Source organism: Saccharothrix sp. NRRL B-16348, assembly GCF_001280085.1.
Lineage (GTDB): Bacteria > Actinomycetota > Actinomycetes > Mycobacteriales > Pseudonocardiaceae > Actinosynnema.
Window position 1 is genome coordinate 31591 of record NZ_LGED01000204.1, and the last position, 17237, is coordinate 48827.

The 17237-nt window shown below is 71.5% G+C and carries 19 protein-coding genes; 8 read left to right on the top strand and 11 right to left on the bottom strand.

The window, feature by feature from the left end:
* Positions 1-22: 22 nt before the first annotated feature.
* Complete coding sequence (locus tag ADK67_RS23230; RefSeq protein WP_053718596.1) at positions 23-1405, bottom strand: APC family permease; 1383 nt, start codon at positions 1403-1405, stop codon at positions 23-25.
* A gap of 238 nt (positions 1406-1643) precedes the next feature.
* Between ADK67_RS23230 and ADK67_RS23235 the strand changes: the two genes are divergently transcribed.
* Complete coding sequence (locus ADK67_RS23235; RefSeq protein WP_053718597.1) at positions 1644-2483, top strand: helix-turn-helix domain-containing protein; 840 nt, start codon at positions 1644-1646, stop codon at positions 2481-2483.
* Between the two features lie 12 nt (positions 2484-2495).
* Positions 2496-2672, top strand: a complete 177-nt coding sequence (locus tag ADK67_RS49245; protein WP_082403705.1) for a DUF397 domain-containing protein — start codon at positions 2496-2498, stop codon at positions 2670-2672.
* On the opposite strand, the gene ADK67_RS23240 is transcribed toward ADK67_RS49245, so the two are convergent.
* From ADK67_RS23240 to ADK67_RS23250, 3 genes are all read right to left on the bottom strand, one after another.
* Positions 2666-3178: a hypothetical protein gene (locus tag ADK67_RS23240; protein ID WP_053718598.1), complete on the bottom strand. Its 513-nt coding sequence runs from the start codon at positions 3176-3178 to the stop codon at positions 2666-2668. The genes ADK67_RS49245 and ADK67_RS23240 overlap by 7 nt on opposite strands.
* Before the next feature lie 4 nt (positions 3179-3182).
* A complete protein-coding gene (locus ADK67_RS23245) occupies positions 3183-4148 on the bottom strand; it encodes an NAD(P)-dependent alcohol dehydrogenase (RefSeq protein ID WP_053718599.1) in 966 nt (321 codons plus the stop codon).
* Positions 4149-4210: 62 nt separating this feature from the next.
* On the bottom strand, positions 4211-5482 hold the full coding sequence (locus tag ADK67_RS23250) for an MFS transporter (protein ID WP_082403706.1): 1272 nt from the start codon (positions 5480-5482) through the stop codon (positions 4211-4213).
* Positions 5483-5551: 69 nt separating this feature from the next.
* Between ADK67_RS23250 and ADK67_RS23255 the strand changes: the two genes are divergently transcribed.
* From ADK67_RS23255 to ADK67_RS23265, 3 genes are read left to right on the top strand one after another with little or no spacing between them, the layout of a single operon-like run.
* On the top strand, positions 5552-6211 hold the full coding sequence (locus tag ADK67_RS23255; RefSeq protein WP_053718683.1) for a response regulator transcription factor: 660 nt from the start codon (positions 5552-5554) through the stop codon (positions 6209-6211).
* The gene (locus ADK67_RS49250) at positions 6204-7403 is read left to right on the top strand and encodes a sensor histidine kinase (RefSeq protein WP_231648324.1); all 1200 of its coding nucleotides are present in this window, start codon (positions 6204-6206) and stop codon (positions 7401-7403) included. Before ADK67_RS23255 ends, ADK67_RS49250 begins: the two co-directional genes overlap by 8 nt.
* 56 nt (positions 7404-7459) lie before the next feature.
* Positions 7460-8716 (top strand): DUF2079 domain-containing protein, encoded by a 1257-nt coding sequence (locus ADK67_RS23265; protein ID WP_053718602.1) that lies wholly within the window; start codon positions 7460-7462, stop codon positions 8714-8716.
* Here ADK67_RS23265 and pdxH read toward each other — a convergent pair.
* Entirely contained in the window at positions 8713-9369 is a 657-nt protein-coding gene (pdxH, locus tag ADK67_RS23270; protein WP_053718603.1) for a pyridoxamine 5'-phosphate oxidase, read from the bottom strand. The genes ADK67_RS23265 and pdxH overlap by 4 nt on opposite strands.
* A 48-nt stretch (positions 9370-9417) precedes the next feature.
* On the bottom strand, positions 9418-10281 hold the full coding sequence (locus tag ADK67_RS23275; protein ID WP_063797700.1) for an urease accessory protein UreD: 864 nt from the start codon (positions 10279-10281) through the stop codon (positions 9418-9420).
* A gap of 77 nt (positions 10282-10358) precedes the next feature.
* Here ADK67_RS23275 and ADK67_RS23280 point away from each other — a divergent pair, with 77 nt between their 5' ends.
* Entirely contained in the window at positions 10359-10865 is a 507-nt protein-coding gene (locus ADK67_RS23280; protein ID WP_082403707.1) for a DUF4232 domain-containing protein, read from the top strand.
* On the opposite strand, the gene ureG is transcribed toward ADK67_RS23280, so the two are convergent.
* From ureG to ADK67_RS23305, 5 genes are read right to left on the bottom strand one after another with little or no spacing between them, the layout of a single operon-like run.
* Positions 10835-11515, bottom strand: a complete 681-nt coding sequence (gene ureG / locus ADK67_RS23285; protein WP_053718605.1) for an urease accessory protein UreG — start codon at positions 11513-11515, stop codon at positions 10835-10837. The two genes, ADK67_RS23280 and ureG, sit on opposite strands and share 31 nt — an antisense overlap.
* Before the next feature lie 4 nt (positions 11516-11519).
* Complete coding sequence (locus tag ADK67_RS23290) at positions 11520-12170, bottom strand: urease accessory protein UreF (protein WP_053718606.1); 651 nt, start codon at positions 12168-12170, stop codon at positions 11520-11522.
* Positions 12170-13870, bottom strand: a complete 1701-nt coding sequence (locus ADK67_RS23295) for an urease subunit alpha (RefSeq protein WP_053718607.1) — start codon at positions 13868-13870, stop codon at positions 12170-12172. Before ADK67_RS23295 ends, ADK67_RS23290 begins: the two co-directional genes overlap by 1 nt.
* Positions 13867-14178 (bottom strand): urease subunit beta, encoded by a 312-nt coding sequence (locus tag ADK67_RS23300; protein ID WP_053718608.1) that lies wholly within the window; start codon positions 14176-14178, stop codon positions 13867-13869. The genes ADK67_RS23295 and ADK67_RS23300 overlap by 4 nt, the downstream gene beginning before the upstream one ends.
* Positions 14179-14188: 10 nt before the next feature.
* The gene (locus tag ADK67_RS23305; RefSeq protein ID WP_053718609.1) at positions 14189-14491 is read right to left on the bottom strand and encodes an urease subunit gamma; all 303 of its coding nucleotides are present in this window, start codon (positions 14489-14491) and stop codon (positions 14189-14191) included.
* A gap of 185 nt (positions 14492-14676) precedes the next feature.
* Here ADK67_RS23305 and ADK67_RS23310 point away from each other — a divergent pair, with 185 nt between their 5' ends.
* Complete coding sequence (locus tag ADK67_RS23310; protein WP_053718610.1) at positions 14677-15789, top strand: citrate synthase 2; 1113 nt, start codon at positions 14677-14679, stop codon at positions 15787-15789.
* Between the two features lie 140 nt (positions 15790-15929).
* Positions 15930-17063 (top strand): phosphoserine transaminase, encoded by a 1134-nt coding sequence (serC, locus tag ADK67_RS23315; protein WP_053718611.1) that lies wholly within the window; start codon positions 15930-15932, stop codon positions 17061-17063.
* Positions 17064-17237 lie beyond the last annotated feature (174 nt).

Below are 17237 nucleotides of genomic sequence, written 5' to 3' on the forward strand. Positions count from 1 at the left end.
TGACCCCACCACGGTCAGCGGGTCACTTGGACAGCTTCTCCGGGTCGAACGTGACCTTGCCGTGCACCAGGCGGTTGATGAGCCACAGGACCACGCCGGCCGCGAGCAGGTACAACGCGATCTCGTAGTCCGCCGACGCGCGGCCCGACAGCGGGCTCGCCAGGTAGGCGCACGTGAGCGCGCCGAGCACCGGCACCCACGTCGGCGCGCGGAAGTGCTGGTGGTCGACCTTCTCCTTGCGCAGCACCAGGACCGCGATGTTGACGATGGTGAAGACGACCAGCAGCAGCAACGCCGTCGTGCCGCCGAGCTTGGCGATGTCCGTGGTCGACACCAGGATGATCGCGACGCCCGACGTGAAGACGATCGAGATCCACGGCGTGCGGCGGAACGGGTGGACGGTGCCGAACACCTTCGGGATGATCCGCTCGTTCGACATGCCGTAGATGAGCCGGCTGGCCATCAGCATGTTGATCAGCGCCGAGTTGATGACGGCGAACAGGCCGATCAGCGAGAAGATCCACAGCGGGAAGCCGGGCGCGCCGACCGTGACGACCTTCAGCAGCGCCGAGGAGCCGGCCTTCGACAGCTCGTCGGCCGGGATGAGCAGCGACGACGTGATCGCGACCAGCACGTAGATGATCGCCGCGATCACCATGCCCCACAGCATCGCGCGCGGGAAGATGCGGGTCGGGTTCTGCGTCTCCTCGGCCATGTTCACCGAGTCCTCGAACCCGACCATCGCGAAGAACGCCAACGCGGTGGCGGACGTGACCGCGACGAGCGCGCTCTGGCCCGGCGCCGTGTCGATCTGCGTCAACCGGCTCGGGTCGCCGTCGCCCGCCAGCACCGCGTAGAGGCCGATCGCGATGATGATCACCAGGCCGGACAGCTCGATGCAGGTCAGGACGACGTTCGCCTTGACCGACTCCGAGACGCCGCGGAAGTTGATCAGCGCCAGCCCGATGATGAACAGGATCGCGACCAGCGTCGCGGACACGGTGAACGTGTCGGAGAAGAACTCCTTGATGACGGACTGGAGGTACGTGCGCCCGAACGCGAGCGCGGCGGAGGACGCCGACGTGATGCCTGAGCTCATCACCGCGAACGCCACCATGAAGGTGAGGAACTGGATCTTGAACGCGCGGTTGGTGTACAGCGCCGCGCCGGCCGCCCTGGGGTACTTGCCGACGAGTTCGAGGTAGCTGAACGCGGTCAGGAACGCCACCACGAACGCGACCAGGAAGGGCAGCCACAGCGCCCCGCCGATCTTGCCCGCGACGTTGCCCGTGAGGGCGTAGATGCCGGTGCCGAGGATGTCACCGACCACGAAGAACAGCAGCAACTTCGGGCCGATGGCCCGTTTCAGTTCCGGTTGCGCCGGTGCGCTCGTCGCTTCCGCCATGCCGTGTGAGTGTGCCGGATCACACTGGGCCCGGATAGTCGAATCGGCACACCTTGGGCAAGTCTTGATATTCGGGTTCGGACGGCGGCCCGCGGTCGACGCCGCCACGCTCCCTCGCCTGCCGGCACGCCATCCCGCACTGGGTCGAGGCGATTCGCAGCGCTTCCTTTCTTATCGCACTGACTCGTTTCGGTGAGCATCGTTGCGATGCGATCCGCAGCGCCCTACGTTCGCCCTCATGGCACGCCGCGCCGGAACGTCGATCCGCTCCCGCCGACTCGCGCACACCCTCAAGAAGCTGCGCGGCGCCGCCGGCGTCAGCACAGACGCCGTGGGCGAGGCGGTCGGCATGTCCGGCAGCAAGATCAGCCGCATCGAGACGTCCGGGATGGGCGTGTACCCGGACGACCTGGCGAAGCTGCTCGACTTCTACCAGGTGGGGCGCAGGCAACGCGCCGAACTCCTGGACCTGGCCCGCCGCGCCGAACAACGCGGCCTGTCGCGCCGGAACAACCCGAACCTGCCCGAGGACTGGCAGACGTGGGTCGACTTCGAGGATGAGGCCGGCTCCGTCCGCTACTACGAGCCCCTGGTGATCCCCGGCCCGCTGCAAACCCCCGAGTACGCCCGCTCGATCATCGCCGCCACCGGCCACGCCCTGACCGACGCGCAGGTGGACGCCATGGTCGCCAGTCGGATGGCACGGCAAGGCCTGCTCAGCCGCGGCACTCCGCTCCGGCTGAGCGCGCTCATCGAGCAGAGCGTGCTCGAACGGCCGTTCCACGACCAGGGAGCGCGCCGCCGCCAGCTCCGCCACCTCGTCGACGCCGCCGAACGCCCCACCATCACCGTGCGAGTGGTGCCGACCGACGCCGGACCGCACGGCGGCCTCAGCGGACCGTTCGTGATCCTGGAGTACGACGGCGATCCGAGCCTGGTGCTGCTGGAGAACAAGGTGGCGAGCCTGTTCCTCGACCGGGAGGACCAGATCGCGGTGTTCGACGCCACCTGGGCGGCGCTCCGGCGGCTGGCCTACACCGCGGAGGAGACGCTGGACTACTTGAAGGGCCTCGCGTGACACGATGAGCGCATGACGTTGTGGCGCAAGAGTTCCCGCAGTGCCGGCACCGCGAACTGCGTCGAGGTCGCCCGCGTCGGGACGCGGGTGGCGGCGCGGGACTCGAAGAACCCCGCGGCCACCATCACCGTCCCGGCGGCCTCATGGGCGCGGTTCGTGCAGGGCCCAGCAGTCCTGCGGGGTCAGTAGTCCTCCCACAGGTCGTAGTCCGAGCTCTTCGGGACGGCGGTGTCGTCCACGCCGATGGCGGCCAGGTCCGCCGACGTGCACGTGACGCCGGCCCGGTCGCCCAGGAACACCTCGATCAGCGACTCCATGACGTCGAGGTGGGCATCGCGCGACCGGCTGTTGCACGCGGTGATCCGCTCCAGACCGCCGAGGACGTGCTGCTGCGCGCTGGTCTCGGCCAACTGCCGGTAGATCAACCCGGCTTCCCCGAACCCCTCGCCCGGACCCGTGATCTTGACGCAGGACGACGCCGTGGCGCGGAAGAGCATGAACAGCGCCGCCTGCCCGTTGGGCACCCCGTTTGGCTCCAACTTGAGGCCGAACAGCTCCTGCAAGCCGTCCAGCAGCCGTTGCCGGTGCTGCCGAAGGGCGTCGTTGTACGGCTCGCTGTAGTAGTAGCCGTGCTTGGCGTCCGGGTGGGCGTCGAGGAACGCCTGGGCGAACGCCCGGCGGTCGTACGTGATCACCCCGCTAGTCCACCACGGTGATCACCACGTTGCCCCGCTTGTGCCCGGAATCCACGTACCGGTGGGCCTCGGCGATCCGCTCCAGCGGGTAGGTCCGGTCCACGACGATCCGCAGCCGGCCGTCCTCCAGCAGGTCCTTGACGACCAGCAACCCGGCGTTCTTGCGCACCGACATGCCGAACACGACCTTCTTGCCCCCGCGCAACGACGTCCACAACCCCAGCGGCACGTTGCCGAGACCGGTGGTCGGCACGTACTTCCCACCGGCCCGCAACGCCCGCCGCGACCGTGCGAACGAACTCTTGCCGACCGTGTCGAACACGACGTCGTAGGCGTCCACATCGGCCGTGAAGTCGCGTGTCGTGTAGTCGATGACCTCGTCCGCCCCGAGGGACTTCACCAGCTCGACGTTGCCCGGACCGCAGACGCCGACGACCTCCGCCCCGAACAGCTTCGCCAGCTGCACCGCGTACGTGCCGATGCTGCCTGACGCGCCGTTGACCAGCACCCGCTGCCCCGCGCGCACGCCCACCTTGTCGCGCAGGAAGTACAACGCCGTCGTGGCCCCGTCGACGGCGGCGGCCGCTTCGGCGAACGTCCGGCCGACCGGCTTGGGCGCCAACGACCCGTCGGCGGGCATCCGCACGTACTCGGCGTGCCCGCCGGCGCCGAAGCCGGTGAACCCGAAGACCTCGTCACCCGGCGCGAACCGCCGCACGTCCGAACCGACCTCCGTGACGACCCCGGCGACCTCCGTCCCCAGGGTCCGCAGCTTCCGGCGCGGCCGGCGCAAACCGATGACCACCCGTCCCCACCGCGGTTCACCGCGCCGCATCGCGGACTCCGCCGACGTCACCGTCGTCGCGTGCACCTTGATCAGGACGTCGTTCGCACCGAGGGTGGGAACGGCCGACTCCACGACCCGGACCACGTCCGGCGGACCGAACCTGGTGTGCACGGCAGCTCTCATGCCGAGGGACGCTAACCTCCGGAAACTGAGGACGTTCTCAGCGTTTCCGCAGGTCAGGGGCATCACCTAGGGGCGTCCCCGGAAGCGACGGCGGGCACGAAGCGGTAGCGGCGGATCGCCGGGATGGCGAGCACCGACAACGCCGTCGCGACCACGACGAGCACACCGCCGAGCGCGGTGGCGGTGCCCGGACCGATCAGGGCGCCCGTGGTGCCGTGCAGGAGGTCGGCCAACCGGGGCCCGCCCGCCACCACCACGATGAACACGCCCTGCATCCGGCCGCGCATCTCGTCCGGCGCCGCCGTCTGGAGGATCGCGCTGCGGAACACCATGCTCACCATGTCCGCCGCGCCGCCGACGGCCAGGAACACCACGGCGAGCCACAGGGCGTGCGACAGGCCGAAGCCGACCATCGCCACACCCCACGCGACGACCGCGTACACGACGCCCATGCCGTGCCGGTGCACGCGCGACGTCCACCCGGACGTGAGGCCGAACAGCATCGCGCCCAACGGCATGGCGGCGAACAGCAGGCCCAGCGCCAACCCGCCGCCGGCCGGGTCGCCGAACGTGTTCTCCGCCATCTCCGGGAACAACGCACGCGGCATGCCGAACACCATCGCGATGATGTCCAGCAGGAAGCTCGCCAGCAGGATCTTCTGCAGCGCCAGGTACCGGAACCCGTCGACCACGTCCCGCACGCCGGCGCGCCTCGACGTGCCGCTCAGCGGCGGGAGCGGCGGCAGCTTCCAGACCGCCCAGATCGTCAGCGTCAACGCGATCGCGTCGGCCAGGTACAACGTCGACAGGCCGACCACCGGCATGAGCGCGCCGGCGAGCAGCGGGCCGAAGACGCCGCCGAACATCATCACGGTCGCGCCGAGCGCGGTGGCGGCCGGGATCTGGTCGGCGGGCACCAGGCGGGCGATCGACGCGGTGCGGGCGGGGGCGTTCACGGCGAAGAACACCTGCTGCAGGCCGAGGAGGGCGATCACCAGCCACACCGAGTCCACGTGCAGCGCGGCCTGCGCCCACAGCAGCACGGACGTCACCGCGATGCCGGTGTTGGTCACGACCAGCAGCTTGCGCCGGTCCACCACGTCCGCGATCGCGCCGCCGTACAGGCCGAAGACCAGCAACGGCACCAACGCCACACCGGCCGACACACCGACCCAGCCCGACGACCCGGTGAGGTCGTACACCTGCTTCGGCACGGCCACCGCGGTCAACTGGCTGCCGACGGCCGTGACGACGGTGGAGAGCCACAACCGCCGGAACGCGACGATCTTCAGCGGTCTCGTGTCGATGGCGATCTTCCCCAGCACTCTCCGCACGGTCGTTAGCGTACGGCAACTAACAAGTTCCCCACCGAGACGTGGCACACCGTCCGTAAGGTGAACGGCGTGCGACTGCTCGTGGTCGAGGACGAGGTCCGGTTGGCCGAGTCACTGAAAGCCGGCCTGGAGGGCGAGGGGTACGCGGTCGACCTCGCGTTCAACGGCACGGACGGGCTGTGGATGGCGTCCGAGCACCCGTACGCGGCGATCGTGCTGGACATCCTGCTGCCCGGCTTGAACGGCTACCGCGTCTGCCGCCGATTACGCACGGCGGGCAACTCGACGCCCATCCTCATGCTCACCGCCAAGGACGGCGAGCTGGACGAGGCCGAGGCGCTGGACACCGGCGCCGACGACTTCCTGTCCAAGCCGTTCTCCTACGTCGTCTTCCTGGCCCGGTTGCGGGCGCTGATCCGGCGTGGCGGGTCGTCCCGGCCGAGCGTGCTGCGGGTCGGTGACGTCGAGCTGGACCAGGGCACGCGGGTGTGCCGGTCGGGCGGCGTGCCGGTGCCGTTGTCGGTCAAGGAGTTCAGCGTCCTGTGGTTCCTGCTGTCCCGGCCGGGCGAGGTGGTGAGCAAGGCCGAGCTGCTGGACGGGCTGTGGGACTTCGCGTCCTCGCCGGACCCGAACCTGGTCGAGGTCTACGTCAGCTCGATCAGGCGCAAGCTGGGCCGTGACGTCATCCGCACGGTCCGCGGCGCGGGGTACGTGGTGGGCCGTGGATAGGGTCCGGATCGCGGTGGCCGCCGCCGTGGTCTCCGGCGCGCTGCTGGCGGCCGGCGCGTCGTGGCTGGTCGAGCAGATGGAGCTCCAGGTCGAGCGGCAGATCATCGGCGACGCCGACGCACGCGCGAACGAGGCCGCGGACCGGCTGGCCAAGCTGCTCGTGACGACCGGCGACCTCGCGGCGGTGCGGTCGACGGGCGCCGCCCTCGGGCCGTTCGAGGTGGTCGACCTGGAGCACCGGGTGGTCGCGAGCTGCCCACCGACGAAGTACCCCCACGAACTCGGCAGCCTGTCGGGCCCGTCGCGGATCGTGCGGCAGCACACCGCCAAGATCCACGTGGACCCCGACCTGCACGACTGCGTCGCGCCGAGCCTGCGGCGCGACAGCGACGTGTTGGAGGTCCAGGTCGCCACGGTCACCACCGAGCGGTACTACGTCCGCGTGGCCGCGCCGATCGGCGACGCGGACCGGACCGCCGTGGACGGCGTCCGGGAGCTGTTCCGGACCGCGGTGCCGGCCGCCGCGCTGCTGATCGGCGTGCTGGCGTGGCTCGCGACCACCACCGGTGACGCGCTCGTCCGGCTCGACTCCGCGCTCGACCGGCAGCGGCGGTTCACCTCGGACGCCTCGCACGAGCTGCGCACCCCGCTCGCCTCGGCCCGCACCCAGCTCGAAGTGCTCCTCGCCCACCCCGACCGGGTCGACTGGCGGCGCACCGCCGAGAACACCGTGCTGGACCTCGACCGGATGCAGGCTGTCGTCACCGACCTGCTGCTCCTCGCCCGCCTCGAACACCGCTCCCCCGCCGAGCGCGTCGACCTGGCCGCGCTGGCCGGCGTGCCCGGACCGGTCGAGGTGCTCGGCGACCGCGCCCACCTGGCACGGGTGCTGCGCAACCTGCTCGACAACGCCGAACGGCACGCGTCGTCGCGGGTCGACGTGTCCGTGGCGGTCGAGGGCGGCACGGCGGTGCTGCGCGTCGCGGACGACGGGCCGGGCATCCCCGAAGCCGACCGCGAACGGGTCTTCGAGCCGTTCGTGCGGCTGGACGAGGGCCGTGCGCGCGACGACGGCGGTGCCGGGCTCGGGTTGGCGATCGTGCGGGAAGGCGTGCGGGCGCACGGCGGCACGGTCGCGGTCGAGGACGGCGACCGGGGCACGGTCGTGGTGGTCCGCCTGCCGCTGGCCTGAAAGGTCCTTCAGCCGGTTTCAGCTCCGGTTCAGCGTGACCGCCGGACGCTGCGGCCGTGCTCGTCACCCGACCGTGGACCACCGTCCGACCGGCGCACGCCGTCGCGCTCGGCCTGGCCGTCCTCTACGCCTCGTACGCGCTCGTGCGCCACCACTCGTTCCAGACCACCGGTTTCGACCTGGGCATCTTCGAGCAGGCGGTCCGCTCCTACGCCGCCGGGCGGTGGCCGACGGCCGACCTCAAGGGGCCCGGCTTCCCGCTCCTCGGCGACCACTTCCACCCCGTCGTCGCGCTGCTGGCCCCGGCCTACCTGATCGCGCCGCGCGCGGAGACGTTGCTGGTCGCGCAGGCCCTGCTGCTGGCCGTGTCGGCGATCCCGGTGACGAGGTTCGCGGTGGACCGGCTCGGTGGGCGCGGCGTGGTCGTCGGCGTGGCGTACGGGCTGTCGTGGGGTCTGCACAACACCGTGGCGTTCGACTTCCACGAGGTGGCGTTCGCCGTGCCGCTGCTGGCGTTCTCGCTGGAGGCCCTGGCCCGCGAACGGTGGCGCGCGGCGATCGCCTGGGCCCTGCCCCTCGTCCTGGTCAAGGAGGATCTCGGCCTGACGGTCGCCGCGATCGGCCTCTACCTGGTGTGGCGCGGGGTCCGGCACGGCTGGGCGGTGGCGGCGTTCGGGGTGTCGGCGTCCGCCGTGGTCGTGGCCGTGGTGCTGCCGGCGGTCAACCCGGCGGGCGGCTACCCGTACTGGGGGCAACTGGCGGAGACGAGTGGCCTGGGCTGGCTGCGGCTGCTCACCGTGGTCGCGCTGCTCGCCCCGACCGGTTTCCTGGCCGCGAGGTCGCCGCTGATCGTCGTCGCGCTGCCCACGCTGGCGTGGCGGTTCGCCTCGGGCAACGCGGCGTACTGGGGCGTCGAGCACCACTACAGCGCCGTGCTGATGCCCGTGGTGTTCATCGCGTTCCTGGCCGCGAACCCGCGCCGGGTGTGGGTCTGCGCGACCGTGACGGCGGCGTTCACGCTCGCCCTGCTCCTCCGGCCCGCGCACCAGCCGACGTGGGACGAGGCCCAGCGGGCGACAGCCGCCGACGTCCTGGCGATGATCCCCGACGACGCCGACGTCGCCGCGTCGAACCGCCTCGCGCCGCACCTCACCGGCCGCTGCCGGGTGTCCTTGTTCCCCGGCGACGCCGAGTGGCTGGTCGTGTCCCGGCCCGTCGGGGCCGAGGACGAGGCCCTACTCATGAGAACGGCCTCCGCCACGCATCGAGTGGTGGCGGAGGCCGATCACGTCATCCTGCTGCGCCGTGGCTAGGGCGCGATGCGCTGCACTTCCCAGCCGTCACGCCCGAGGCGGAAGCGGAGGCGGTCGTGCATCCGGTCGCGGCGGCCCTGCCAGAACTCGACCTCCTCGGGCCGGATGCGCCAGCCGCCCCAGTGCGGCGGCACGGGTACCCGGTCGGCGTCGGCGAACTGCCGCTCGACCTTGTTCAGCGCGCTCTCCAAAGTGGAGCGTCCGGTGACGACGCGGGACTGCGGCGACGCCCAGGCGCCCAGCTGCGAGCCGCGCGGGCGGCTCTCCCAGTAGCTCGCGGTCTCGGCGGGACCGACCTTCTCGACGGTGCCGCGCACGTGCGCCTGCCGCTGCATCGCGAACCACGGGAACGTGGCCGACGCGTACCGGGTGGCCATCAGGTCGTGGCTCTTCGCCGACGTGTAGTTGGTGAAGAACACCAGGCCGCGCTCGTCCAGGCCCTTCGCCAGCACGGTCCGCGAGGACGGGCGGCCCTCGGTGTCGGCGGTCGCCAGGACCATCGCGTTCGGCTCGGGCAGGCCCGCGCCCGCCGCCTGGTCCAGCCACAGCTGCAACTGCTCGTGCCAACTGGCCGCGAGGTCGCTCTCTGTGAGCGAGCCTTGTTCGTAGGACACGCGCATCGACGGCAACGCGATGTTCGTCGTCTCCGACATCCCGACCTCCCGGAGCGTAATTCGTCCTGGCCAAGGCACTTGTGGCACCTAGCGATCCAGCGACCGTACGGGTTTCCCGCCCACGGCGAAACCGCCCGCACGGTGATGACCGCCACCCGATCCGTGACTTTCGGTGTGACCCGCGCCTCGGAATCGAGTACGAGATCGAGTCAGAGAGCCGCTCGACCCGGGGTGCCTGGACCGCGCCTCGTCGAGCGCGCGTTCGACGGTCACCGCGTCGTGGGCCACGGCGGTGCTCAGGCTGCCGCCGCGCGCCAGCGGCACGAGCGACCACCAGTCCTCTGAAACCGCTCCCGGCAGGTCGTCGTCCCAGCACAGCAGCTCGGTGCCGAACACCCGGCGGCCCGCCAGGCCGGCCGGGCTCGCGTCCACTTCGGGCGTTCCCAACCGGGACGTCTGCTTGATCACCGGGCCGGCGCGCCGGACGTCGAGCGTCGTGGTGAGCGTGCCCGACCGCTCGTTCGACCGACCGAGCACGATGACGTCCCGCGCACGCAGCCGAGCGCCTTCCCCCATCCGCGCGCGGAACACGGTGTCGTGGCACGCACGCGCGGTGACGACGGTCGGTTCCGGCAGGTACGCCAACGTCGCGCCGTCGGCCAGTTCCACGTCGACCAGCGCTCGGCTGCCGCCGGGGTGCTGGCCGGGCAGCGCCAGCGTCGCGGCCACCCCGCGCAGCTCCAGCGACGCGCCTTCCTCGACCGTGACGCGCAATTCCAGGTCGTCGCCGCCCAACGGCGCGGTGACCGCGCTGACGAGGTGCACCAACGCCACCTCGTCGTCCGGTCGCCGGCGCGTCACCAGGCGCAGCGGCGCCATCGACCGCATGTCGCGCACGACGGTGCGCCCGTTCGGGTCGAGGGCCACGACCAGGTGAGCCCGCGCCCTCACCGGAGCAACCCCTGTGACCCCCGACACGTCCTCTGGTCGGGTGGAACTCCCACCCACGCGTCTCGGGGGAGATCGTGATGAGGAGATTGATCGCAATAACCGCCGCCATCGCGGCGATGGTCGTCACCGGGGGAACCGCCGTCGCGCAGGAAGCGGCGACCGCCACGTGCCGGTCGGCGGACCTGACCATCGGTTTCGGCCGCGAGGGAGGCGCGGCGGGCACGGTGTACCGGGAGGTCGTGTTCACCAACCGGGGCCTGCACCCGTGCGTGCTGCGCGGCTTCCCAGGTGTGTCCTATGTGGACGGTAATGGCAACCAGGTCGGCGCCGCCGCCGTCCGCGTCGGCGAACGCGGGCCGCTGCTCACCCTGCCGCACGGCACGGCGGTCCGCTCGGACGTCGGCTTCGCCCAAGTCGACAACTTCGACCCGGACGTGTGCCGCAAGACGCCCGTGTGGGGGATCCGCGTGTTCCCGCCGGACGAGACCGTGCCGCTGTACCTGCCGATGACCGACCAGTCCGGCTGCGCGGGCGACGTCAGCCCGTTCGGGAATCAACTGACCGCCGCGAGCGTGCGGAGCTGAGCGCGCACCCACTCGGCCACCGCGGGTGCGTCCGGTGTGTCCACAAGGGACTGGGAGATCACCGGTAGCTCGCCGCGCATCCGGTGGGCGTCGGCCGTCATGACACCGAGGTCGGCGCCCACCATCGGCGCGAGGTCCGTCTTGTTGATCACCAGCAGGTCCGCGGTGGTCACGCCGGGGCCGCCCTTGCGAGGCACCTTGTCGCCGCCCGCCACGTCCACCACGAAGATCTGCCGGTCCACCAGGCCGCGGCTGAACACGGCGGTCAGGTTGTCACCGCCGCTCTCGATGATCACCAGCTCCAGACCGTGGATCCGGTGCTCCAGCAGTTCCACGGCGTCCAGGTTGGCCGTGATGTCGTCGCGGATCGCCGTGTGCGGGCACGCGCCCGTCTGCACGGCCTCGATCCGCTCGACGTCCAGCACACCGGCGGCGCGCAGGAAGTCGGCGTCCTCGGTCGTGTAGATGTCGTTCGTCACGACGGCGAGGTTCACGCTGCCGCCCAACGCCCGGCACAGCGCCGCGGTCAACGCGGTCTTGCCGCTGCCGACCGGCCCGCCGATGCCGAGGCGCACGGCCCGGTGCTCGTGGTCGTGCGGGTGGTGCGGGTCGTGGCCCGCGTCGGTGGGGTCGAAGTTCACCGGGTGCACGTGGTCAGCTGACAAAGAGACGCACCTCTTCCGAGTGGTGGCGGTCGTGGGCTTCGGCCAGGAGGTCCAGGCCGGGCGCGCTCGGCGCGGGCAGGTCCTCGGGCGGGGTGTCGGCGTGTTCGGCGGCCATCCCGGCGACCGCGTCGATCTCGGTCGCCAACCGGGCCAGCGCCGCGTTCACGCCGAACGGGTCCAGCCCGAGCAGCCGGATCGCGCCCGTCGCCGGCCCCGTCACCGAGTGGTAGGCCACGGCCTGCGCGGCCTCGAACGGCTCGCCGACCAGCACGCCCACGATCACCGGGTGGTGCGGCCTCGGCGTCACCCGCAGCAGCTCGGTCAACGCCGCCGACGGCCACGCCTTCCGGGCCGCCCGCGCGATACCCCGTCCCTGCACGCGCGAGGCGTGGCGCTGGGCGGGCGACGGCGTGCGGGCGTCGAGCTCGGCGTCCAGCTCCTCGTACCGCCCGCGAGTCGCGGCGGCCGCGAACACCGCGCCCAACGCGCCCGCCGTCCGCAGCCGCCCGATCAGGAACGACGCCAACGACGCCTCGTCGGTGACCAGCCGGCGCGCGACGGCCTCCTCCAGCCCGCCGGAGTGCACGTGGCCGCCGCCCGGGAACCGGGAGTCCGCGACCATCAGCGCCACGAGGTTCATCAGAACAGGAAGTAGCGCTGGGCCATCGGCAGCTCGGCCACCGGCGCGGGTTCCACCAGCTCGCCGTCGATCCGCACGGCGAAGCTGTCCGGGTCCACCTTCACCGACGGCATCGCGTCGTTGAGCACCATGTCGGTCTTGGTGACGCCACGCGTGTTCCCCACCGCCACCAACGGGCGCGCCAGCCTCAGCATGTCCGCCAGGTCCGCGTCGACCGCCTGCTGCGACACGAAGTGCACGCTGCTGCGCGCTGCCGAGTGGGCGCCGAACATCGGCCGCGCGAAGATCGGCTGCGGGGTCGGGATGGACGCGTTCGCGTCACCCATCGCGGCGTGCGCGATGAACCCGCCCTTGAGCACCACCGCCGGCCGCACGCCGAAGAACTTGGGCTCCCACAGCACCAGGTCGGCCAGCTTGCCGACCTCCACCGACCCGACCTCGTGGTCGATGCCGTGCGCGATGGCCGGGTTGATCGTGTACTTGGCCACGTACCGGCGGGCGCGCAGGTTGTCCGGCATCTCCCCCCGCCGACGCTGCATCACGTGCGCGGTCTGCCACGTCCGGATGATGACCTCGCCGACCCGGCCCATCGCCTGCGAGTCCGAGCTGATCATCGAGATCGCGCCCAGGTCGTGCAGGATGTCCTCGGCCGCGATCGTCGTCGGCCGGATGCGGCTCTCCGCGAACGCCAGGTCCTCGGGCACGGACGGGTTGAGGTGGTGGCACACCATCAACATGTCCAGGTGCTCTTCCAGCGTGTTCACCGTGTGCGGGCGCGTGGGGTTGGTCGAGGACGGCAGCACGTTCGGCTCGGACACCACCTGGATGATGTCCGGCGCGTGCCCGCCGCCCGCGCCCTCGGAGTGGTAGGCGTTGATCGACCGGCCCGCGATGGCCTCCAGCGTCGACTCCACGAACCCGGCCTCGTTCAACGTGTCCGTGTGGATCGCGACCTGCACCCCGGACTCGTCGGCCACCCGCAGGCACGCGTCGATCGCCGCCGGCGTCGTCCCCCAGTCCTCGTGCAGCTTGAAGCCACCCGCACCGCCGACCAGCTGCTCCCTGAGGGCGTCTTCCCGCGTCGTGTTGCCCTTGCCGAGCAGCAGCACGTTCACCGGCATGTGGTCCATCGACGCGAGCATCCGGCCCAGGTTCCACGCGCCGGGCGTCACCGTCGTGGCCTTCGTGCCCTCCGCCGGCCCCGTCCCGCCGCCGATCAGCGTCGTCAGCCCGGACGCGACCGCGACGTCCACGATCCCCGGCGTGATGAAGTGCACGTGGCAGTCGATGCCGCCGGCGGTGAGCACCTTCCCGTTGCCCGAGAGCACCTCGGTCGACGGCCCGATCACCAGCGCCGGGTCCACGCCGTCCATGGTGTCCGGGTTGCCCGCCTTGCCGATGCCGACGATCCGCCCGTCCCTGACCCCCACGTCGGCCTTCACCACACCCCAGTGGTCGAGCACGACCGCGCCCGTGATCACGAGGTCCGGCGCGCCCTCCGCCCGGGTGGCCACGCCCTGGCCCATCGACTCGCGGATCACCTTCCCGCCGCCGAAGATCACCTCGTCGCCCGCGCCCGCCGGGCCCATCGACCGGTCCTCGGTGACCTCGATCAGGATGTCGGTGTCGGCGAGCCTGATCCGGTCGCCGACCGTCGGCCCCAGCAGTTCCGCGTAGCGGCGGCGGCTGATCTCGTTCACCGGTCCAGCTCCCCCGCCCACTCGGACCGCAGCCCGGGCACGCGCCGCGCCCCGGCCAGCGGCACCAGCACGACCTCGCGCTCCACGCCCGGCTCGAACCGCACCGCCGTGCCCGCCGGGATGTCCAGCCGCTTGCCCCACGCGGCCTCCCGGTCGAACTCCAGCCCGGGGTTGACGGCGGCGAAGTGGTAGTGCGACCCGACCTGCACCGGGCGGTCCGCCGCGTTGACCACGACGAGCGTGGTGCGCGGCCGACCGGGGTTCAGCTCGACCGGCTCGTCGCCGGTGACGATCTCGCCAGGGACCACGGGCTGCTCCTCACACGATCGGGTCATGCACGGTCACGAGCTTGGTGCCGTCCGGGAAGGTCGCCTCGACCTGCACGGACTCGATCATCTCCGGCACGCCGTCCAGGACCTGGTCGCGCGTGAGGACGTGCCTGCCGCTGTCCATCAGCTCGCTGACCGTCCGGCCGTCGCGGGCGCCTTCGAGCACGTGGTCGGTGATGAGCGCGACCGCTTCCGGGTAGTTCAGGACCACCCCGCGGTCGAGCCGCCTGCGCGCGACGTCGGCCGCCACGTGGACCAGCAGCTTGTCCCGCTCGTGCGGTGTCAGGTGCATGGCCGGTGGTCTACCACGGGAAACAGCCGCACCGCCGAACCGAAACAAGGGCTTAACGATCTACCGGACTTCTGAATCGGTTCCTTGATCGTGACCGACGACACGCGCACCCGCGATTGCCTGCGGGTCTGAAGGGGAGCAAGGTTTCTCCAACTCTTTACTTCCGCCGAGAAGGAGCGCACAGCGTGGTGCAGACCGAGGACGACGGATTCCGGCCAGGTCTGGAGGGCGTGGTCGCCTTCCGCACCGAGATCGCCGAACCGGACCGCGACGGCGGCGCGCTGCGCTACCGCGGCGTGGACATCGAGGACCTCGCCGGTCACGTGACCTTCGGCAACGTGTGGGCGCTGCTGGTCGACGGCCGCTTCGGGCCCGGCCTGCCGCCCGCCGAACCGTTCCCCATCCCGGTGCACACCGGCGACGTGCGGGTGGACGTGCAGGCCGCGCTGGCCATGGTCGCCCCGATCTGGGGCTACCAGCCGCTGCTGGACATCACCGACGAGCAGGCCCGCGAGCAGCTGGCCCGCGCCTCCGTCATGGCCCTGTCGTACGCGGCGCAGTCCGCGCGGGGCATCGGCCGGCCCGCCGTGCCGCAGCACCGCATCGACGAGTGCACCACCATCACCGAGCGCTTCCTCACCCGCTGGCGCGGCGAGCCCGACCCGGCGCACGTCAAGGCGCTGGACGCCTACTGGGTGTCGGCCGCCGAGCACGGCCTGAACGCCTCCACCTTCACCGCCCGCGTCATCGCCTCCACCGGCGCCGACGTCGCCGCGTCCATGTCCGGCGCGATCGGCGCCATGTCCGGCCCCCTGCACGGCGGCGCGCCCGCCCGCGTGCTGCCGATGATCGAAGAGGTCGAGCGCACCGGCGACGCGAAGGCGTTCGTCAAGGGCATCCTCGACCGGGGCGAGCGCCTGATGGGCTTCGGCCACCGCGTGTACCGGGCGGAGGACCCTCGGGCCCGCGTGCTGCGGCGGACGTGCCGGGAACTCGGCGCCACCCGCTACGAGGCCGCCGACGCCCTCGAACAGGCCGCCCTGGCGGAGCTGCGCGAACGCCGCCCGGACCGCGCCATCGAGACCAACGTCGAGTTCTGGGCGGCGGTGATCCTCGACTTCGCCCAGGTCCCGCCGCACATGATGCCCGCCATGTTCACCTGCGCCCGCACCGCCGGCTGGTCCGCGCACATCCTGGAGCAGAAGCGCACGGGCCGCCTCGTCCGCCCGTCCGCCAAGTACGTGGGCCCGGGCCCGCGCAAGCCGTCCGAGGTCGAGGGCTGGGCCGAGATCGCCTGACCCGAACTGCGCGTTTCCACCTCGCGTGGAGTGACCCGGGACACCCGGCTGTCACTGCCCGGCCACGCGGCTGCAACACTGAGTGCCCCGGCAACGGCGCCGGTCGTGCCCGCCCCCTCCCCGTAACCGGAGGCTTCGCGATGACCCAGACCGCCGACCCGACCTCGTTGGTCCTGCCTTCCGACCTGCTGCCGTCCGACGGCCGGTTCGGTTGCGGGCCCTCCAAGGTCCGTCCCGAGGCCCTCGCGGCGCTCGCGGCCGAGGGCGCCGCGCTGATGGGCACCTCCCACCGGCAGAAGCCGGTGAAGTCCCTGGTCGGCTCGGTCCGCGCCGGTCTGCGGGAGCTGTTCTCGCTGCCCGAGGGCTACGAGGTCGTCCTGGGCAACGGCGGCACCACCGCGTTCTGGGACGCCGCCGCGTTCGGCCTGGTGCGCGAGCGCGCGCAGCACTTCACCTACGGCGAGTTCTCCTCGAAGTTCGCCAAGGTCACCAGCGACGCGCCGTTCCTCGGCGACTCGATCGTGGTCAAGGCCGAGCCGGGCAGCGCGCCCGAGATCGCCTACGCCGAGGGCGCCGACCTCGTCGGCTGGGCGCACAACGAGACCTCGACCGGCGTCGCCGTGCCGGTCTCCCGCCCCGCGAACAGCGACGGCGCCCTGATCGCCATCGACGCCACCTCCGGCGCGGGCGGCCTCCCGGTCGACCCGACCGACTTCGACGTCTACTACTTCGCGCCACAGAAGTGCTTCGCCTCCGACGGCGGCCTGTGGATCGCCCTGATGTCGCCGGCCGCCCTCGAGCGCGTCGACGAGATCGGCAAGTCGGGCCGCTGGGTGCCGGAGTTCCTCTCCCTCACCACGGCGCTGGACAACTCCACCAAGGACCAGACGTACAACACGCCGTCCCTGGCCACGCTGTTCCTGCTCAACGACCAGATCGAGTGGATCCTGAGCAACGGCGGCCTCGACTGGGCCGTCCAGCGCACCGCCGACTCGTCCTCGCGCCTGTACACCTGGGCCGAGGCGACCTCCTACACGACCCCGTACGTGGCCGACCCGAACTACCGGTCGCAGGTCGTCGGCACCGTCGACTTCGACGACTCGGTGGACGCCTCCGCGGTGGCCAAGGTGCTCCGCGCGAACGGCATCGTGGACGTCGAGCCGTACCGCAAGCTCGGCCGCAACCAGCTCCGCGTCGCCATGTTCCCGGCCGTCGAGCCGACCGACGTGAGCACGCTGACCAAGGCCGTCGACTGGGTCGTCTCCAAGCTCTGACCGGAACCCCACTGTGGGGGTCGTCCCTTCCGGGGCGGCCCCCACACCCATGACCAGGCACTTCGGCAACCCGCACCCACTGGCGCCGAGGTGAACCTTGGGGTAACGGGGGTGCGCCGTCCGCCGACATACGGCAAGATCACACGAAGATATCGGCGAACACGGCGAGTCTCC

Bases quoted from the DNA above. Each gene is read 5' to 3' on its own strand.
- ADK67_RS23280 (WP_082403707.1), top strand. From the start codon at position 10,359: ATGAGGAGATTGATCGCAATAACCGCCGCCATCGCGGCGATGGTCGTC.
- ADK67_RS23230 (WP_053718596.1), bottom strand. From the start codon at position 1,405: ATGGCGGAAGCGACGAGCGCACCGGCGCAACCGGAACTGAAACGGGCC.
- ADK67_RS23290 (WP_053718606.1), bottom strand. From the start codon at position 12,170: ATGAACCTCGTGGCGCTGATGGTCGCGGACTCCCGGTTCCCGGGCGGC.
- ADK67_RS49245 (WP_082403705.1), top strand. From the start codon at position 2,496: ATGACGTTGTGGCGCAAGAGTTCCCGCAGTGCCGGCACCGCGAACTGC.
- serC (WP_053718611.1), top strand. From the start codon at position 15,930: ATGACCCAGACCGCCGACCCGACCTCGTTGGTCCTGCCTTCCGACCTG.
- pdxH (WP_053718603.1), bottom strand. From the start codon at position 9,369: ATGTCGGAGACGACGAACATCGCGTTGCCGTCGATGCGCGTGTCCTAC.
- ADK67_RS23305 (WP_053718609.1), bottom strand. From the start codon at position 14,491: ATGCACCTGACACCGCACGAGCGGGACAAGCTGCTGGTCCACGTGGCG.
- ADK67_RS23245 (WP_053718599.1), bottom strand. From the start codon at position 4,148: ATGAGAGCTGCCGTGCACACCAGGTTCGGTCCGCCGGACGTGGTCCGG.
- ADK67_RS23235 (WP_053718597.1), top strand. From the start codon at position 1,644: ATGGCACGCCGCGCCGGAACGTCGATCCGCTCCCGCCGACTCGCGCAC.